This window comes from Streptomyces sp. NPDC007084, assembly GCF_040703595.1.
Lineage (GTDB): Bacteria > Actinomycetota > Actinomycetes > Streptomycetales > Streptomycetaceae > Streptomyces.
Genome location: NZ_JBEYFY010000011.1, coordinates 105,227 through 121,730, shown reverse-complemented (window position 1 = coordinate 121,730; position 16,504 = coordinate 105,227). Strand labels below are relative to the sequence as shown.

Below are 16,504 nucleotides of genomic sequence, written 5' to 3'. Positions count from 1 at the left end.
CCGGTCAGGCGCCGCCGCGCTCCTCGCGGATCTGGGAGACGACCCGCGCGACGGTCTGCCGTACGGCCTCCGTCTCGGTGAGGAAGTGCCAGTAGTCCGGGTGCCGGCCCTCCAGCGTGGCGACCGCCCGGTCCAGCCGGGCGACCGAGTCGTCCAGCGGGCCCGCGTGCCGCGGGTCGGGGGTGCTGCGCCCCGCCATGGCCAGCCGCTGCGCGTCCCGGATCGCGAACCGCGTCCGGTCGATCTCCTGCTGCGGGTCCTTCTGCACGGCGTTCAGCCGCCGCAGCCGGTCGCCCGCCGCCGACACCGCCTCGTCCGTGTTGTTCAGCAGCGCCCGCACGGTCGCCAGCAGCGCGGTCGCGTCCGGCCAGCGCTGCTCCTCCCGCGCCGCCCGGGCCTCCTTCAGCTTCGCCTCGGCCTGCCGTACGTTCTCCGCGGCGGCCTCCGGAACCTGCTGGAGGTCCTGCCAGCACGCCGCCGAGAACCGCCGCCGCAACTCGCTCAGCACCGGCTCCACCTGTCCGGCGCGGGTGGTCAGCGCCTGGGCGCGGGTCCGCAGCGACACCAGCCGGTGGTCGATCTCCGCCGCCTTCTCCGGCAGCCGCTCCGCCTCCGCGCTCACCGCGGCGGCCTCCCGGGCGACCCGCTCGGCGCGCTCCAGCGTCTCCGGCACACCGTGCTGTCCGGCGCCCTGGTTGAGCTTGGTCAGCTCGGGTCCGAGCGCGGCGAGTCGGGCGGCCAGGTCGTCCGCCCTGAGTCCCGCCTCCCGTACCGCGTCCAGCGCGTTCGACGCGGCGAGGAGCGACTGCCGGGCGCGCTCGACGGCCGGGGCCAGCCGGGCGAGCTGCGTCTCGGCCTTGCCGAGCAGCGGTCCGAGCCCCTGCTCGAAGCGGTCCAGCTCGGTCTTGACCCGGCTCAGCTCGTCCTTGGCCGCGGTCAGCTCCGTACGGGCCCGGGCGGCGACGGACGCCTCCAGCTCGTCCCGGTCCAGGTCGTGGGCGTCGACGGCGGTGATGTACTTCTGGCTCGCCTCGTCGATACGCCGCCCCAGCGCCTCGAACTCGGAGACCGCGCGCCGGGCGGCGGGGGAGTCGTCCACGGCCGTGATCGTCTCGATCGAGATCCGCAGATCGCGCTGGGCGGTGTCCAGCTCGTAGAACGCGGCGGCCGCGGCGTCCTTGGCCGCCTGAGCCTCGGCCCGCTGCCCCTCGGCCCGCCCCCCGAACCACCGCCGCGTACCGCCCCCGGCGAAGGCCGCGGGCAGCGCGAGGGCGGCGAGGAGGGGGAGGGAGACGAGGAGGAGCAGACCGGGGGCGCCCACCGCCTTCACGGCGTGAGCGGACTCTCCGGCGTGGGCGGGCTGTCCGGCCTCGGCGGACTCTCCGGCGTGTGCGGGGTCTCCGGCGTGTGCGGTGTCTGCCGGGTTGGGTCCCTGCCGGGAGGCAAGGGGGTGGCCCGACCGGGAAGGGGTCACGACCGGCGGGTACGACCGCGAAGGGGCCACGACCGGCGGGTACGACCGCGAAGGGGTCACGAACGGCGAGTACGGCCGCGAAGGTGTCGCCGTCACATCCCTCTCCCGTGCTGTCGTCCACTTGCCCGGCTGTCATTCTCCCACCGGTAAGGGACGAACACACGGGCCGGTCAGTTCGCGGTTCGCACCGTGATCTTTCCGTCGCCGGTGTGAGCGGAGACACGGTGCGGGCTGGAGGCGTCCCGGGGCACGTCCACGTGGACCGAGCCGTCACCGCTGCCGGTGGCCACCCGGTAGGCGGCGCGGGGCAGCACGATCGACACGGAACCGTCGGCGCTGCGGGACTCCACCAGGTCGGGTACGGCGCCGAGTTCGAGCCGCACCGAGCCGTCCTCGGTCCGGGCGCGCACCGTCCGCGCGTCCACGCCGAGGGCCTGGATGGACCCGTCGTCGCTGCGCAGGTCGAGCGGCCCCGAGGAGTCGTGGACCCGTACCGAACCGTCGGCGGTACGGATGCTCAGCGCCTCGCTGAAGCCGCGCGCGCTGACACTGCCGTCCCCGTCCCGGACGGTCACGGCGACACCGCTCGGCACGACGATCCGGTGCCGGGCGGAACAGTCGGTGATCACGCCGGAGCACTTCAACCGCAGGACCAGCCGGTCGTGGCCCTCCATGGCCCAGGTCACCTTCGGGTCCCCGCCGAGGGTGACGTGGCCCTGGAACCACCGGGTGACCTGGACCTCGCCCGGCCTCGCCGAGTCCGAGACGACGAGGTCGAGCGCGGAGTCGTCGGAGTCGACGGTCAGGGTCCGGCCGTGCAGGGCGAAGGAACGGTGGTCGGGATGCTTGTCGTCCGCCGCGGAGGCGCCACAGGCGGTGGCGAGCGCGAGGACGCCCAGCACGAGGCCCCCGACGCCGAGGGCCCGGCGGTTGCGTGCGCGGGCAGGTGTACGAGCCATGCTGATCTCCCCCTGAGACGTGCCGCGAGTCGCTCCGCGCGCTCGACCGAACCGGCCACGAAGCCACTCCGAAGCTATGCGGCCCGGCACCCGGGGCCCATCCGGTCCGCTCCCGGACGGGGGTGGGGTTAACCCCCGGCTCCCGTGCCGTCGCCATGGCACGGGAGCCAAGCCATGGCACGGGAGCCAAGCCATGGCACGGGAGCCAAGCCATGGCACGGAAGGCATGGCACGGGAGCCGGGTTTGCGGGTCAGGCCCCTCGGCAATGTAGGCTGTCGACTCGTTCTGGGCGCGTAGCTCAGGGGTAGAGCGCCGCCCTTACAAGGCGGATGTCGGCGGTTCGAAACCGTCCGCGCCCACCAGAGTGGTCAGCAGGTCAGAATGCCCCCGCCGTACTTGGCGGCGGGGGCATTCTGATGTCCTGGGCAGACCGACCCCGGCGGGGAGCGGGTAGCCGGGTGGTCGGCGCTGCCTGGTTCCGGTGCCACTGTGCCCGAACCGGGGGTCTAGACCCATTCCTCAGCGGGCGAGTGCGGCGGTCGGGCCGGTCCGGGGTACGCACTCAGCAGCAGCAGCAGCAGCAGCAGCAGCAGCCGGCGGCGGCATGCCCCGCGCTCAACGAAAGCCCCTCACCGACGGGGCCGTGCTCCCGCGCTCCGCTCTTCCGTCCCCGGGTGGGCATTCCACATGCGCCCGCCCGCGCATCCCACCGTCCGAGTTCGTCGCCCATACGCGCGGCTCCGATGCGTGACCCGGCTCGATCGGTCCTCCGCAGTCACCGCACATCACGTGACATCCCCCCTTGGAGCGGACACGGGGTAACGAGGCCGCATCGGGCACTGCGGTCCGCACTCGTACACCTCGACGCTCAGGTCGTGGGCCCCGCTCATGCCGGTGGCGCGGCCGACGGACCGGGCGCCGCGGCGTAGCGGAGTGGCGCACCAACAGCACGCATGCCCCGAGTACTGCGCTGCGTTCAGGCCCCGTGCCGGTGGCGGCTTCGGCATCCACGTCATGGGCGGCGATCGGCGAGAGGAACGAGGCCGTACCTGATCTGACAGGGATGGCAAGCGAACCGTCGGGTTCCGGGCCCAGGGGAGGAGGCGGTCTCCCGGTTCTGAATCAGCCGCAGGTCCCGCGTGATCCCGTTGTGCCACGCACAACGGCCGTAAGCGATGGGGCTGGTGGGCGTGCCCACGGTCTGCGTGTCGTCGGCCATGTCGACTCCAACCAGTCGGCCAAGCCCCGGGCCCTGCCAGGCCGCGGGGATTTTGTTGTCCGGCCTCACAGTTGTCTCGCCGCAGGGGCGTAACAACCGCATGCGGGGACCGTTAGGCACGGAGTGGAGCTAGCGTCGATTGCGTGCCGAACGTCCCAAGGGGGTACACAGCCGTGAACGAACCGTTGCAGCGGGCCATGGCGCGTGCCCGGATCACCGACCGCCAATTAGCAGAGCGCGTAAGCGTTGACGTGAAGACGGTCAGTCGCTGGCTCACCGAAGACGGACGGATTCCTCGCGCCCGTCATCGCTGGGCCGTGGCTGACGTGCTCGGAGAGGACGAGGGAGTGCTGTGGCCGGAAGCCGCCCGGAAAGCGGTCAAGCTGGGGCCGGACCGTGAGGTGATCTCGGTCTACCCCTACAGATCCGCGGTGCCCGCCTCCCTCTGGCGGACGCTCATCACGCGAGCCGAGCAGCAGCTCGACTTCGCCGGGTACACGAACTATTTCCTCTGGCTGGAGCAGGCCAACTTCGCGACGGCGCTCCGCCGCAAGGCAACCGGCGGCTGTCGCGTCCGCTTCATCGTCGGTGATCCGGACAGCGAGGTCACGCGGCAGAGGGAGCAGGACGAAGGGGTGGCCCTGTCACTGTCCACGCGGATCCGGGTGACGCTCGCCGAGCTGGAGAAGGTGCGGGAGCAGGTCGACGCCCGATTCAGCTCGGGGCACACCCATCTGTCCGTGTTCCGCTTCGACAACGACATGATCGTCACTCCGCTGCTCACCCACAGCGTGGGGCACGACGCGCCCACGCTGCACCTGCGGAGGTGCCAGGCTGACGGCATGTTCGACCGCTTCGCCTCGCATGTCGAGGAACTGTGGAGGCGCGGCTGGCCGGTTCGGGAGGAGCCCGATGGGCAGGCGTGACTACGAGGACGATCCGGACGCACCGGCCGCGAACAGCCTCGTGCCCGCTGCGTCGGTGGTCGTGGTCGATGAGGCCGGCCGGGTGCTGCTCCAGCGCCGGACCGACAACGACAGGTGGGCCCTGCCGGGCGGCCGGATGGAACTCGGCGAATCGCTGCCCGACTGCGCGGTCCGTGAGACACGCGAGGAGACCGGGCTCGACGTCGAGTTGGTCGGCCTCGTCGGCACGTACACGAACCCGGGACACGTCTTCGCCTACGACGACGGCGAGGTCCGGCAAGAGTTCTCGATCTGCTTCCTGGCCCGGCCGACAGGCGGCGAGTTGGCCGTGTCGGACGAGTCGACCGATGTCCGTTGGTTCACCCCGGACGAGACCGACGACCTGCCCATGGTCGCGAGCATCCGCAAGCGCCTCGCCGACTGGCGCACGGGCGAGTACCCGGTCTTCCGGTAGCTCAGGCTCCGCTCCGCGTGCGTCCGCCCACCGCCCGTGGGCGTCGTCGTCGGGGTCCGGAGACAGTGCGACCGTGCGTATGAGGCGGATCAGACGATGGAGTCTTGAGAGATGGAAGGGACAGACGCGCAACGCGTGCCGGTTCGGGCGGGGAATCAGCCGACCTCACGCCCTGTGCCGACACCGCTCAGTCGCAGGTCAGCCTCGTAGCAAGTCCGAGGTGCTCTTAGCCGCCCAGGCTGACGGCCAGCGGACGGCTATCGAGGGACAAGTCTCGTCGATCTTGGCCCCGCGGGCCAGCCCGCTGTCCTGCGCGCAGGGGAGAGACGTGCACCAGCCGTTCCTCAGCGGCTTCGGACGACCGCAGGGGAACGGCCCCACGGCCCCACCCCAAGCCTCCTGCCATTGCCATTGCCATTGTCGCGACGTCGCTGCCGTGGCCTTCAGACGTTGGTACGTTGCAGATGTGTGCTCCGTTCGCGGCTCTTCACGTCGGGGCGCCAGGGGCGTCCGGCATCCTGGCAGAGGGGGGACTATGGCCGACGAAAACGAGGACGTGTTCGCTGCTGGGGAGCGGTTGAACCGTCAGAAGTACGATGCTGAAGAACGTCAGCGGGAGGAACTGGTAGCCGAAGCGGCGGGGGTCTCTGCCTTCACGGAGAAGTTCAACACCTTCGCGCGAACGAGTGCGCGCAGACTGGACGAGGCCGGCGTGCCCTTGCTGACGGTGCCCTGGCAGGCTAAGCGTCCTGTCGGACCTCCGCCTAACTCATGGCTGGCGCGCAAGTTCTGGACTCCCGAGCCGCCCGAACGCGTGCCCGTGCATCACGCCTGGAAGCTTTCGTGGCTCTGGGTCAATGGCAACCGCTACAGCGACATCGGACGCCATCTCACTTGGGGGGATGTCTGGAGCCGCGGTGACAAAAGTGGTGAGTGGATCGGATATCCCATCCTTCTCCTCGATCCCCACGGCAACGTTACGGTGGGACTCACGGCGAAGTTCGAACCATCGCTGGGAGACGGAGGCCCCTTCCGCAACTACCTCTATTGGCCCTCGACGCCTCCCCAGCATGGCGGTCCGCCAGTCGGGGAACGCCTCTCCCGGGTTTCTCCTGAGGATCTAGTGCATTTCATGGGCGAAACCCGATACGTGTCCCACTGGACCGAGCCGGGCACACAGGCGTACCAGGACGAGAGCGATTCCGTAGCAGCACAGAACTCTGAGGCGGCCGCATCCTGCCTCGATCGGATGGCGGCGGGCGTCCTGCACATCATCGACGAGCACAAGGCAAAGGCCACGAGGGATCACGAAGCCAACCCGTGGCGTCATCTCGATCGGTGAGCCGTCGTGACGTGCTCGGGTCGACGACACAAGCCGGAAGCGGAGCTGCGCGTCCGCGCCGTGCGAGGCCAGGACGGGGCCCGCACGATGCTCACTTTCAAGGACGCCGCCGTTGACGAGGAGTCGGGGTCGAAGCCCGAGCACGAGACGGAAGTTGCCGAGGCGGACGCGGTGCACGCGGTTCTGCGGGGTCTCGGTCATGTCGAGACGAAGGAGACGTACACGGGGGCCGTGGGGGCACGGCGCGGTTGACCCCCTGGACGCACGAGTCGGCTCCGCCCTCCTGGGGTGAGTTCTAGGGGCGTCGCAACGTGACCTGATCAACTGGCTGTCGCCAACAGCTTGGTGAGACGCTCGGCCGAGGTATCCCAGCCGAGCGTTCTTGCGCGGCCGGCAGTTCAACTCGGTCGCGACGGTACTCAGTTCCACGCGGCTTGAGCGGACCAGGTCGGTGACTTTGGGAAGTGCTGCTGGAGAACGCCGTTCGTGTTCTCGTTCGAGCCGCGGTGCAGCATCGACATGAAGACGGTCAGCCGCTGACGGCATGTTCGACTGCTTACCTCGCACGTCGTCCAATGGCTAGCAGGGTGAGCGTGTGGTCCCAGTAGTCAGTCCCTGTAGTCAGACCTTCCGTTGATTTCCCCAGATCGCGTGGTCCAGTTCCCACGGTGTGCACGTCAAACGCCCCGCAGCCTCAGTGAGCAGGCTGGTTGCTTGGGCGGTGGTCATCGGGCGCTGCAGCACTCTTTGCAGCCATCGAAGGACCATGCGGTCCGGCTTGATGCGGCTGTCGTCCCCCAAGAGCATCCATAGGTAGGCGAGACGTGCACCCAGGCCATGGCCGGCAACCCCTGCGAGGTCACGCTCAACGTCCTTCAGCTTGTTCGGGTCAGCGAGCAGCGCGTTGGCGTCGGCCAGGGTTGCGACGCCGTGGGATATCAGGATCTCGGCATACTGACGGGCAGCCTTCGCCTTGAGAGGGGCATCGCGGTTCGCTCGTGTGCGTTGTCTGTTCTGCAGGACTTCGAGAGAGAAGGCCTCTTCGCCGTAGTTCCGGATATGCCTAACGAAGTCTTGAAGCGGTTGCTCGCCGGGGACAGGGAGTTCGGCACTCCCTGACAGCGGAGCGGAGATGCCGGCCCACGCCGCGTAGCGGCGGCAAGTAGGCACAGTGTGCCGCTCGTAGTGGGCGTTGATGGAGAAGACGGCGTCCAAGACGCACAAGGAGGTGTGGGCCCACCGAGGGCCTCGCGGTTCGAGGACCAGATCCCCCGCGGCAACGACTACTCGTTCGATGGCGTCCATCGAGCCCCCCATGCCGAAACGGGGAGACAGTGTCGCATAGGACGGCGCGGACAGGGCCGATAGGTACGTCCGCACACCACGGGGCGTCAACAGGGTCTCACTGGGCGCTGTGCGGCCGGGCTTGGGGCGCGCAGATGTCAGGCGCGTCCCCATTGCAATGGGCGCGAACGTGTTGGCCGGCCCCGGCGCTAACCCTCCTGCTGCGTAGGTGCCTTGCGGCCGATGGTCAAAGCCCATTTCACGTTGGAAGATGCCGTGACGGAGACAGTGCCGGGCTTTTCTGCGCCGGTGAGGTGTAGTTGGTTGTAGGTGGTGTCGACCGTTTTGCCGCACCGTAGCGCAAACGACGTGTGGGCCGGCGTCAGTCGCACCTTCAGCTTGCCATCGCCTTGGCAACTGACGGCGACGACCAGGGCGTAGCCCTTCCGCCCAGCCTTGTAAGGCAGTTCGGCGTTGCCGGTTCTCGTGCCGATATGGGCGGCGGGGATCTCGTCGGGGTCAAGGCGGGGCGCGGCGATCACGGCTGCGGGCGCTGACGGCGTGGTTGGGGCTGTCGTCGTGTCCGGCCGGCTCGCACGGCTGGAAGTGTGGTCGGGGCGTGCACTGTCGCTGTGGGGGCTACTGCACCCCGCCAGCGACAACGCCACAGCGGCGGCCACCGGAACGACTCCCCACAGTTTCATCGGCGCTCCCACAGCGCCCGGCCGATACGGCGCGGGGTCGGCCAGGGTCGTTGAGACCGTGACGTCGGATGTGGCATGTGCTTCGGTCATGGCGGTGCCCCCCTTACATGCAGCTCACCGCTGAGGCGAATCCGCCCCTGGGTGGTGTTTCGCCGGTGACGGTTGTGATCGTATGGAGTCACGGCCAACTCACAAGCATGTTCCGCCACTTCCTGAGCAAGATCTGAGGCGGACGCCGGAAGTCCGATTGGGCTGGTCCGGTAGTCACCTCACCTCAGTTGTTCCGCCAGGCCGACGATGATGCCCTCCGGGCCGCGGACGTAGCAGAGCAGGTAGATGTCCTCGAACCGGGCGATCTCGCCGACGAGTTCGGCGCCGTGCGGGCGCAGGCGGGCGACCGTGTCCTTGAGGTCGTCGACGGCGAACATGACGCGGTGGGTGCCCAGGATGTTGTGCGGCCGGTTGCGGACACCGTCGCTGATCGCCTCGGGGCTGCGGTACTTCGACAGTTCCAGGCGGCCGTGGCCGTCCGGGGTTCGGAGCATCGCGATGTCGCAGTGGACGCCGTCGAGGCCGGTGCACTGGTCGGCGACGGGGCCCTGGACCTCTGTCCTGCCCTCCAGCTCCATACCGAGTTCCTCGAAGAACGCGACGGCCGCGTCCATGTCCTCGACGACGATGCCGACGTTGTCCATCCGCTGAATCGCCATGTTGGCTTCTCCTTCTTCCTCGCGCGGCCGGTGGCGGCCGGGGGTGGCCGGGGGTGGGTACTGGTGTCCCTGGGACGGAGCCGAGGGACCGTTCTCGACATTCGCAGACTGCCGGGCTTCGAAGGTTCCGGACCGCGCCTCAAAGGGGGTTCATCCGGATGCGCCAATCCGCCGCCATGCCTTCCTCAGGCAGAGGCCGGCTGTGCCGCCGAGGCGCGTCACGGTCAAGTAGGGCTCGGACGACCGTATTTGCTGGCCATGCGGCGAGCAGGGCTGCCACAGTGATCGCCATGGAGCTGCCCCCCGACACCGTGCTCGTCTTCGATCGCGACGAGGACCTGCTCGCCTTCGAGTCCTCCGGCCACGCCACGAACTGGATCGAGGCGATCGACGTGGACGAGGGGGAGTACACGGCGGCGTACTCGCCGGCCGGTGGTGTCTTGGCGCTCACCGCTCCCGACGGGCCGGAGGGGGCGGTCGTCCTGGCCGGGACCGGCAGGGTCGACCTGGGTGATCTGGAGCGGAGGGTGGCCGCCTACTGGCGTCGCCACCAGGCGGGCCTGCCCCCGCGTGACCCGATCCAGACGGCGCGCTTCCTGATCGACAGGGACGGGCGGCCCCGCCGAGGGTGGTTCGGTCGGGCCGTCGGCTTGCTGCGGCGCGATCGTGGCGGGGGACGAGTAGCGCGGTCGTACGGGGGTGAGGGGGCGGCATGAGGATGTCGCCGCTTCTTCCGGTGCGGGGGGTGGGCAACGCCGCTGTAGGTCGTGTGCCGGAGATGCCCGGCGGCGAGGAGTGGTGCCCTTTCTCTCCACCGGCGCCCTGCTAACGCGCGGCCAGCCGTTCCAGTAGAACCGTGCTCCGCGCCAGCAACTCCCGCTCCTCGTCCGTGAGTTCGGCCTCGATGGCCTGTGCGAGCCAGCCGGCCCGGCGGCCGCGTTCCGCTTCGAGGGCGGCTCGGCCCGCGTCCGACAGTTCGACCAGGGACTTGCGGCCGTCCGTGGGGTGCGCCCGGCGGGTGATCAGGTTCTGTTCCATGAGCAGTCCCACCGCACGGGCCATCGACTGCGGGCGTACGCGCTGATCGGCGGCGAGGTCGCTGGTGGTCATGGCGCCGTTGCGGTCGAGTGCGCCGAGCACGGCCGCCTGGCCCAGCGGGATGCGGTCCTCGTGTTTGACGCGTCGGGTGAGCTTGCCCATCGCGGTGCGCAGTTCGGCGGCGATGGCGGCGGCTTCCTGGGCGGGCATACGGCACTTTATCCCGGAGGCGCGCGCCGCTGTGCGCCTGACCTGCGCAGCAGCGCCCGGCCGCTGGACGCCTGACCACACAGCGACACCGCGGCAATGCTGCACAGCAACCCTGCACAGCAACACTGCACAGCAATGCTGAACAGCAAAACTGAGCAGCATTGCTGTAGTGTTTGGTTCGCCGGGCTCGGCGCCAGCGTTGTCGCAGCAGGGGTCACGGCATACGGCAAGGGAAAGGAACTCCCATGTCCATCAAGGCTGTTCGAAGCGCCGTTGCGAGCGCTGCTCGGAGCACCGGCACCCCCATCGATACCGATGCCGATACCGGTACCGACACAGATGCCGATACAGCCATCGCCACCGTCACCGCCCGCCAGATCCTCGACAGCCGCGGCAACCCCACGGTCGAAGTCGACGTCGTCCTGGCCGACGGGTCCCTGGGGCGGGCCGCCGTCCCCTCCGGTGCCTCCACCGGAGCCCGCGAGGCCGTCGAGCTGCGTGACGGGGACGCCGCGCGCTGGCACGGCAAGGGCGTCGACCGCGCCGTGGCCCACGTCAACGGGGAGATCGCGCAGTCCGTACGGGGCCGGGACGCCGGCGACCAGGCGGGCCTCGACGCCGCGCTGATCGCCCTCGACGGCACCCCCACGAAATCCCGCCTGGGCGCCAACGCCGTCCTCGGCGTCTCCCTCGCCGTCGCCAAGGCCGCCGCAGTGGCCCACCGCCGGCCCCTCTACCGCTACCTCGGCGGCGCCGGCGCCCACCTCCTGCCGCTGCCGATGATGAACATCGTCAACGGCGGCGCCCACGCCGACAATCCGCTGGACTTCCAGGAGTTCATGATCGCGCCCGTGGGTGCGCCGACCTTCGCGGAAGCCGTCCGCATGGGCAGCGAGGTCTTCCACACCCTGCGCCGGGACCTGCTGGCCGCCGGGCACTCCACGGGCGTCGGCGACGAGGGCGGCTTCGCGCCCGCCCTGCGTACCGCCGAGGAGGCGCTCGACTTCGTGACGGCCGCCATCGAACGCACCGGCTACCGCCCCGGCACGGACATCGGCCTGATCATGGACCCGGCATCGTCGGAGTTCTTCCACGACGGGGTGTACGACTACACGGGCGAGGGCGTACGCCGCACTCCCTCGGAGAACGCCGACTACCTCGCCAGGCTCATCGACGCCTACCCGATCGTCTCCATCGAGGACCCCATGGCGGAGAACGACCTGGACGGCTGGCGCGAGCTGACCGCCCGCGTCGGCGACCGCTGCCAGCTCACCGGCGACGACGTGTTCTGCACCAACGAGACCCTGCTGCGCGAGGGCATCCGCACTGGCGTCGGCAACTCGGTTCTGGTCAAGGTCAACCAGATCGGAACCCTCACCGAGGCGCTCGCCACGGTGGAGACGGCCCACCAGGCGGGCTGGACGGCCGTCATGTCGCACCGCTCGGGCGAGACGGAGGACACCACCATCGCGGACCTCGCGGTGGCGACCGGCTGCGGCCAGATCAAGACGGGTTCACTCTCCCGCTCCGACCGGACGGCCAAGTACAACCAACTGATCCGCATCGAAGAGGAGTTGGGCACCGCGGCCCGCTTCGCGGGCGGTTCCGCGCTGCGCCGGGGCTGACGGCCGGGCGGGAGCCCTCCCCGAAAACCGGCGCCCAACCGCACACCCCCGAGCCGCGCTTACACGGTCCCACGCCCCGCTCGGACGGCCCCCGCCTCTCCTACGCGCCCCCGTCCCCCGCATGCTTCAACCCCATCCGCGCCTCCACCTTCTCCGGTGGGGCGACCTCCGACCAGAAGCGGTGGCCGGAGACGAAGACGGCCAGTTCGCGTTCGCGTTGGCGGAGTTTTTCCACCTCGGCCTGTTCGTCGGGGGTCCAGCCGGGGGACGCCGGGCGTTCCACCTTGCGCCAGCCGCCGGTGTCGCTGAAGCCGTCCAGCGGCTCGACCGACCAGGGGAGTCGTTTCAGCAGGGCCAGCAGCTCGGCCCGGACCTGATGCAGCTCCTCCTGGCCGGCCAGGAGGTCACTCGGGAAGTCATAGGTCGCAGCCACACGGCAATGGTACGCCTGTTCGATTTTGTGGTGCGAGTTCCTTCCGGGACTTCACGCGAACGGGTGTCGAGGGGTGCGCCCCGGATGTACCGGCCCCGGGAGGACGCACTCCCTCCGAGCTGCGAGAAGGGCGGGGGAGGGGGGAGGAGAGGGGGGATGGCGACAGGGGTGGAGGCGGGGGCGGCGACAGTGTGCAGAAAAGCTGTGCAGGAAAGCTGTGCAGGTGGAACTGGACAGTCTTGGCTGTTTAATTTACGGTGGCCCGCATGGCTCAGGACAGCACCCCTCCCTACGACCCGGGCGTCTCGGACTCCGCCGCCCGCGCCGCGCAGGACCTGCGGGTCGCGTTCAGCCTGCTCCGGCGCCGGATCCGCGAGGTCTCCGAGAAGCAGGACCTCACGCCCTCCCAGACGTCCGCGCTCATCCTCGTGAGCAAGAGCGGCGCCGCCACCGCCAGCGCGCTCGCCGCCGTCGAGGGCGTCCGGCCGCAGTCGATGGCCGCCACCCTCGCGGCCCTCGACCAGTACGGCCTCATCCAGCGCAACCCGGACCCCGGCGACGGCCGGCGGCAGCTCGTCACCCTCACGGAGGCGGGACGCGAGCGCGTCGAAGGCACCCGGGAAGCCCGCTCCGCCTGGCTCGCCCACGCCTTCGAGGAGCGCTGCACCGAGGAGGAGCGGCAGACGATCATCGCCGCGATGGCCCTGCTCGAACGGCTGACCCGCCCGTGATACCCACCCTCCGCGAGCGGCTCCAGCAGCGCTTCGCCGGCGACGCCGAGGCCGACCGCAGGCCGCCGCCCGACCGGTTCGACCGCCGGCTGATCGCGCCGATGGTCCTCGGCTCCGTACTGAACCCGGTCAACTCCTCGATGATCGCGGTGGCGTTGGTGCCGATCGGCAGCGCGCTCGGCGCGCCGCCGTCCCAGACCGCGTGGCTGGTCTCCGGCCTCTACCTCGCCACCGCCGTCGGCCAGCCCGTCATCGGCCGGCTCGTCGACATGTTCGGCCCGCGCCGCCTCTACCTCATCGGTACGGCCATGGTGGGCGTCGCCGGACTCGTCGGCGCCCTCGCCCCGAGCCTCGGCGTGCTCGTCGTCGCCCGGGTCCTGCTCGGGTTCGGCACCTCGGCCGCGTATCCCGCCGCGATGCACCTCACCCGCAGCGAGGCCGAACGCACCGGCCGGGACAGCCCGGCCGCAGTGCTCACCGCGCTCGCCGTCTCCGCGCAGACCGTCTCCGTGATCGGCCCCACCCTCGGCGGACTGCTCATCGGCCTCGGCGGCTGGCGCACCATCTTCCTCGTCAACGTGCCCCTGTCGCTGGCCTGTCTGGTCCTCGGCGCGGTCCGGCTGCCGAAGGCCACCCGGAAGGCCCGGCCCACCCGGAAGACCGAGGCCGGCCGGACGACCGAGGCCGGCCGGGCCGCCACGGCGGGCCCGGACCCCGCGGCGGACGCGAGCGGCCTGCCCACCGTCCCCGCGCCCGCCGCCCCCGCCCAAGCCCCCGCCGTTGTCCCCGCCGCCCGTGCCATCGACCTCCCGGGCATGGCCCTCTTCGCCGCCCTGCTCGGCTGCCTCATGCTGTTCCTCATGGCACCGCGGGCCGGGACCTGGTACCTGCCGGTGCTCGCCCTCGTCGCCGGCGCCGCCTTCGCGCGGCGCGAACTGCGCGTCCCCGAACCCTTCATCGACCTGCGGGTCCTCGGCGGCAACGGCCCCCTGCTGGCCACCTACCTGCGCCAGTTCCTCAGCTTCACCACCGCCTACGCCTTCCTGTACGGGTTCACGCAGTGGCTGGAGGAGGGGCGCGGACTGCACGCCGCCGGCGCCGGACTCGTCCTGCTGCCCCTGTCGCTCAGTGGGCTGCTCGTCTCCGCGGTCACCGGCCGGCGCGAGGCCGTGCGGGGCAAACTGGTGGTCGGCAGCCTCGTCCAGATCGCCGGATGCGTGGCGATGCTGACCCTCCAGGCGGGCAGCGCGATCTGGCTGCTGGGCGCGGTCGGCGCCCTCATGGGCGTACCGCAGGGACTCAACGGCCTCGCCAACCAGAACGCCCTCTACCGGCAGGCCGACCCCGCCCGCATCGGCTCCGCGGCGGGGCTGCTGCGCACCTTCATGTACCTCGGCGCGATGGCCGCCTCCGCGGCGGACGCCGCCTTCTTCCGGCACGGCGCCGACACCGGCGGCCTGCACCACCTGTCCCTTTTCATGCTCGCCGGAGCCCTGCTGCTCCTGGCGGTCACCGTGATCGACCGGTCACTTGGCACCCTCACCCCCCGAAAGGCCTGACCATGGCAGTCACCACACTCGACCCCCGCACCGCGCTCGTCGTCATCGACCTCCAGAAGGGCATCGTCGGCAGCCCGGGCCTCGCCCCGCACCCCGCCGCCGAGGTCGTGGAGCGCTCCGTCCGTCTCGCGGACGCCTTCCGGGGCCACGGCCTCCCGGTCGTCCTCGTACGCGTCACCGCCGCCGCCGACGGCGCGGACGCCGTGCCCGGCCGCAACGAGGCCGCCTCCCGTGGCCGCAGCTTCCCCGAGGGCTGGGACGTCATCGTCGACGACCTCGCCGGCCACCCCGAGGACATCACCGTGACCAAGCGGAACTGGGGTGCCTTCTACGGCACCGACCTCGACCTCCAGCTCCGCCGCCGCGGGATCACCCAGATCGTGCTGACCGGCATCGCCACCAGCATCGGCGTGGAGTCCTCCGCCCGGGCCGCCCACGAGCACGGCTACCACGTCACCCTGGCCACCGACGCCATGTCCGACATGAACCCCGAGACGCACCGCAACAGCGTCGAGCGGATCTTCCCGCGTCTCGGCGAGACCGGCACCACCGACGAGATCCTCGAACTGCTCGACAAGTCCCGCGTCTGAGCCGGTAGTTCGGGCGGTACGCCGGGACAGGACAATGCCCGGGGCCGTGGATCGTCGGCGGGCCAGGGTAAGGCGCAGGGCGAGGGTAAGGGGCAGGGCCGGGACCGGAGTCCTCGTGAACTCCGGCCCCGGCCCCGGCCGTTCAGGGCAGGCGCCCGCCTCAGCCCTCCGTACCCGCCGCGCCGCCCGTCCCCGTACCCGACCCCGGCGTCAGATCCCGTACGAGACCCGCCGCCACCGGTACCGGTACCCCGGCCCGCTCCGCCGCACGGAGCAACGCGCCGCCGATCGCGTCGAGTTCGAGGGCGCGGCCACTCTCCGCGTCGCGCTGCATCGACGACTTGGCGCCCGGCGGGAACGCGTCGTAGCGGGCCAGCGCCGCCGCCGGGTCGGCGGGGGCGCCGGACGCGCTGCTGACCGCCGCCGTCTCCTCGACCAGCGCGGTCAACTCCTCGCGGTGCAGGGTCCGTACGTCACCCAGCGGCAGCCCGTAGCGCGTGGTCAGCAGGGCGAACGGCGCGAGGAACGACATCTTCGCCCACAGTGCCGGCGCCTCCTCGTCCTCGACCCGGACGCGCACCCCGGCCTCCTCCAGCGCCGCGGCGAGCGCGTCGACCCGGGGGCGGGAGGCCGTCTCGGCGGTCAGGTCGACCTCGGCGAAGGGGCTGCCGTGCTCGATCACGCCCGGCGCGACCCGCGTCGACTCCACGCGGATCACCGCCGGGGAGACCTGCTCGGGGCGGTAGCGCTCCCGCAGCAGCGCCGGGTGCTCCACACCGTTCAGGAACGGGACGACGAGCGCCTCCTCGCCCAGCACCTTCGCGGGGACCCGCTCCAGGGCGGCGCCCAGCGACGTCGCCTTGACGGAGACCAGCAGCGCGTCCACCGGCTCGCGCAGTTCGGTGTCCGCCGACACCCGTGCCGTGAAGTTCCCGAACAGGCCGCTGCGCACCTCGATGCCGTCGGCGGCCAGCGCCCGCGCGGTGTCCTCCCCGGCCAGGCAGATCACCCGGTGTCCGGCCCGGGCCAGCAGCGCGGCGAGCAGTCCGCCCACGCCCCCGGGGCCCAGTACCGCCACGGTCAGCCGGTCGTTCGTCATACGTCCTCGCTCCTCCCCACGGGGCCCGAGAGGGCCGCCCGTTCATGATCGGCACAAGCCGGCTGCCCGTGCCGCTATTCCCCGCGCCCGGTCCGGCGCCCTGTTTCCTGCCGCCCTGCGGGCCGATTTCGTGCGGGCGCCGCACG

17 protein-coding genes, 1 tRNA gene and 1 pseudogene are annotated in these 16,504 nt (G+C 70.8%); 10 read left to right on the top strand and 9 right to left on the bottom strand.

Annotated features, from left to right (window positions below; translation table 11 throughout):
- Positions 1–4: 4 nt before the first annotated feature.
- Together AB0912_RS12915 and AB0912_RS12910 are read right to left on the bottom strand one after the other, a co-directional pair.
- The gene (locus AB0912_RS12915; RefSeq protein WP_366698827.1) at positions 5–1,321 is read right to left on the bottom strand and encodes a hypothetical protein; all 1,317 of its coding nucleotides are present in this window, start codon (positions 1,319–1,321) and stop codon (positions 5–7) included.
- 323 nt (positions 1,322–1,644) lie between these two features.
- Entirely contained in the window at positions 1,645–2,433 is a 789-nt protein-coding gene (locus tag AB0912_RS12910) for a DUF4097 family beta strand repeat-containing protein (RefSeq protein WP_366698736.1), read from the bottom strand.
- Between the two features lie 288 nt (positions 2,434–2,721).
- Between AB0912_RS12910 and AB0912_RS12905 the strand changes: the two genes are divergently transcribed.
- The 5 genes from AB0912_RS12905 (at position 2,722) to AB0912_RS12885 (ending at position 6,627) form a co-directional block, all read left to right on the top strand.
- Positions 2,722–2,796 (top strand) — tRNA-Val (locus tag AB0912_RS12905).
- Positions 2,797–3,826: 1,030 nt separating this feature from the next.
- Complete coding sequence (locus AB0912_RS12900) at positions 3,827–4,579, top strand: DUF5919 domain-containing protein (protein WP_366698734.1); 753 nt, start codon at positions 3,827–3,829, stop codon at positions 4,577–4,579.
- Positions 4,566–5,033: an NUDIX domain-containing protein gene (locus AB0912_RS12895; RefSeq protein ID WP_366698732.1), complete on the top strand. Its 468-nt coding sequence runs from the start codon at positions 4,566–4,568 to the stop codon at positions 5,031–5,033. Before AB0912_RS12900 ends, AB0912_RS12895 begins: the two co-directional genes overlap by 14 nt.
- Positions 5,034–5,568: 535 nt before the next feature.
- Positions 5,569–6,375, top strand: coding sequence for a hypothetical protein (locus AB0912_RS12890; protein WP_366698730.1), 807 nt, complete (start codon positions 5,569–5,571; stop codon positions 6,373–6,375).
- An 87-nt stretch (positions 6,376–6,462) separates the two neighbouring features.
- Entirely contained in the window at positions 6,463–6,627 is a 165-nt protein-coding gene (locus AB0912_RS12885) for a hypothetical protein (RefSeq protein WP_366698728.1), read from the top strand.
- Between the two features lie 68 nt (positions 6,628–6,695).
- Here the strand turns inward: AB0912_RS12885 and AB0912_RS12880 are convergent.
- The 4 genes and pseudogenes from AB0912_RS12880 to AB0912_RS12865 form a co-directional block, all read right to left on the bottom strand.
- Positions 6,696–6,881 (bottom strand): annotated as a pseudogene (locus AB0912_RS12880) (IS30 family transposase); the annotation flags it as partial.
- A 115-nt stretch (positions 6,882–6,996) separates the two neighbouring features.
- Entirely contained in the window at positions 6,997–7,590 is a 594-nt protein-coding gene (locus tag AB0912_RS12875; RefSeq protein WP_366698726.1) for a hypothetical protein, read from the bottom strand.
- A 278-nt stretch (positions 7,591–7,868) separates the two neighbouring features.
- The gene (locus AB0912_RS12870; RefSeq protein WP_366698724.1) at positions 7,869–8,453 is read right to left on the bottom strand and encodes a hypothetical protein; all 585 of its coding nucleotides are present in this window, start codon (positions 8,451–8,453) and stop codon (positions 7,869–7,871) included.
- Positions 8,454–8,632: 179 nt separating this feature from the next.
- Positions 8,633–9,073: a VOC family protein gene (locus AB0912_RS12865; protein WP_366698722.1), complete on the bottom strand. Its 441-nt coding sequence runs from the start codon at positions 9,071–9,073 to the stop codon at positions 8,633–8,635.
- A 290-nt stretch (positions 9,074–9,363) separates the two neighbouring features.
- On the opposite strand from AB0912_RS12865, the gene AB0912_RS12860 reads away from it, so the two are divergent.
- Positions 9,364–9,789: a hypothetical protein gene (locus AB0912_RS12860; RefSeq protein WP_366698720.1), complete on the top strand. Its 426-nt coding sequence runs from the start codon at positions 9,364–9,366 to the stop codon at positions 9,787–9,789.
- A gap of 109 nt (positions 9,790–9,898) precedes the next feature.
- Here AB0912_RS12860 and AB0912_RS12855 read toward each other — a convergent pair whose 3' ends face one another.
- Positions 9,899–10,321, bottom strand: a complete 423-nt coding sequence (locus tag AB0912_RS12855) for a MarR family transcriptional regulator (RefSeq protein WP_366698718.1) — start codon at positions 10,319–10,321, stop codon at positions 9,899–9,901.
- 245 nt (positions 10,322–10,566) lie between these two features.
- Between AB0912_RS12855 and eno the strand changes: the two genes are divergently transcribed.
- Positions 10,567–11,946 (top strand): phosphopyruvate hydratase, encoded by a 1,380-nt coding sequence (gene eno, locus AB0912_RS12850; protein WP_366698716.1) that lies wholly within the window; start codon positions 10,567–10,569, stop codon positions 11,944–11,946.
- 100 nt (positions 11,947–12,046) lie between these two features.
- On the opposite strand, the gene AB0912_RS12845 is transcribed toward eno, so the two are convergent.
- Positions 12,047–12,379, bottom strand: a complete 333-nt coding sequence (locus AB0912_RS12845) for a hypothetical protein (RefSeq protein WP_366698714.1) — start codon at positions 12,377–12,379, stop codon at positions 12,047–12,049.
- Between the two features lie 266 nt (positions 12,380–12,645).
- Here AB0912_RS12845 and AB0912_RS12840 point away from each other — a divergent pair, with 266 nt between their 5' ends.
- The 3 genes from AB0912_RS12840 to AB0912_RS12830 all read left to right on the top strand — a co-directional run bounded on the left by AB0912_RS12840 (position 12,646) and on the right by AB0912_RS12830 (position 15,259).
- Positions 12,646–13,110, top strand: coding sequence for a MarR family winged helix-turn-helix transcriptional regulator (locus tag AB0912_RS12840; RefSeq protein ID WP_366698711.1), 465 nt, complete (start codon positions 12,646–12,648; stop codon positions 13,108–13,110).
- Positions 13,111–13,211: 101 nt separating this feature from the next.
- Entirely contained in the window at positions 13,212–14,669 is a 1,458-nt protein-coding gene (locus tag AB0912_RS12835; protein WP_366698825.1) for an MFS transporter, read from the top strand.
- A gap of 2 nt (positions 14,670–14,671) precedes the next feature.
- On the top strand, positions 14,672–15,259 hold the full coding sequence (locus tag AB0912_RS12830; protein WP_366698709.1) for a hydrolase: 588 nt from the start codon (positions 14,672–14,674) through the stop codon (positions 15,257–15,259).
- Between the two features lie 160 nt (positions 15,260–15,419).
- On the opposite strand, the gene AB0912_RS12825 is transcribed toward AB0912_RS12830, so the two are convergent.
- Positions 15,420–16,358 (bottom strand): 2-dehydropantoate 2-reductase, encoded by a 939-nt coding sequence (locus tag AB0912_RS12825; protein WP_366698707.1) that lies wholly within the window; start codon positions 16,356–16,358, stop codon positions 15,420–15,422.
- Positions 16,359–16,504 lie beyond the last annotated feature (146 nt).

Excerpts from the sequence above, each read along its gene's own strand:
- AB0912_RS12890 (WP_366698730.1), top strand. The coding sequence starts at position 5,569 with ATGGCCGACGAAAACGAGGACGTGTTCGCTGCTGGGGAGCGGTTGAAC.
- AB0912_RS12855 (WP_366698718.1), bottom strand. The coding sequence starts at position 10,321 with ATGCCCGCCCAGGAAGCCGCCGCCATCGCCGCCGAACTGCGCACCGCG.
- AB0912_RS12885 (WP_366698728.1), top strand. The coding sequence starts at position 6,463 with ATGCTCACTTTCAAGGACGCCGCCGTTGACGAGGAGTCGGGGTCGAAG.
- AB0912_RS12870 (WP_366698724.1), bottom strand. The coding sequence starts at position 8,453 with ATGACCGAAGCACATGCCACATCCGACGTCACGGTCTCAACGACCCTG.
- AB0912_RS12865 (WP_366698722.1), bottom strand. The coding sequence starts at position 9,073 with ATGGCGATTCAGCGGATGGACAACGTCGGCATCGTCGTCGAGGACATG.
- AB0912_RS12825 (WP_366698707.1), bottom strand. The coding sequence starts at position 16,358 with ATGACGAACGACCGGCTGACCGTGGCGGTACTGGGCCCCGGGGGCGTG.
- AB0912_RS12860 (WP_366698720.1), top strand. The coding sequence starts at position 9,364 with ATGGAGCTGCCCCCCGACACCGTGCTCGTCTTCGATCGCGACGAGGAC.
- eno (WP_366698716.1), top strand. The coding sequence starts at position 10,567 with ATGTCCATCAAGGCTGTTCGAAGCGCCGTTGCGAGCGCTGCTCGGAGC.
- AB0912_RS12895 (WP_366698732.1), top strand. The coding sequence starts at position 4,566 with ATGGGCAGGCGTGACTACGAGGACGATCCGGACGCACCGGCCGCGAAC.
- AB0912_RS12910 (WP_366698736.1), bottom strand. The coding sequence starts at position 2,433 with ATGGCTCGTACACCTGCCCGCGCACGCAACCGCCGGGCCCTCGGCGTC.
- AB0912_RS12830 (WP_366698709.1), top strand. The coding sequence starts at position 14,672 with ATGGCAGTCACCACACTCGACCCCCGCACCGCGCTCGTCGTCATCGAC.
- AB0912_RS12840 (WP_366698711.1), top strand. The coding sequence starts at position 12,646 with ATGGCTCAGGACAGCACCCCTCCCTACGACCCGGGCGTCTCGGACTCC.
- AB0912_RS12835 (WP_366698825.1), top strand. The coding sequence starts at position 13,212 with ATGGTCCTCGGCTCCGTACTGAACCCGGTCAACTCCTCGATGATCGCG.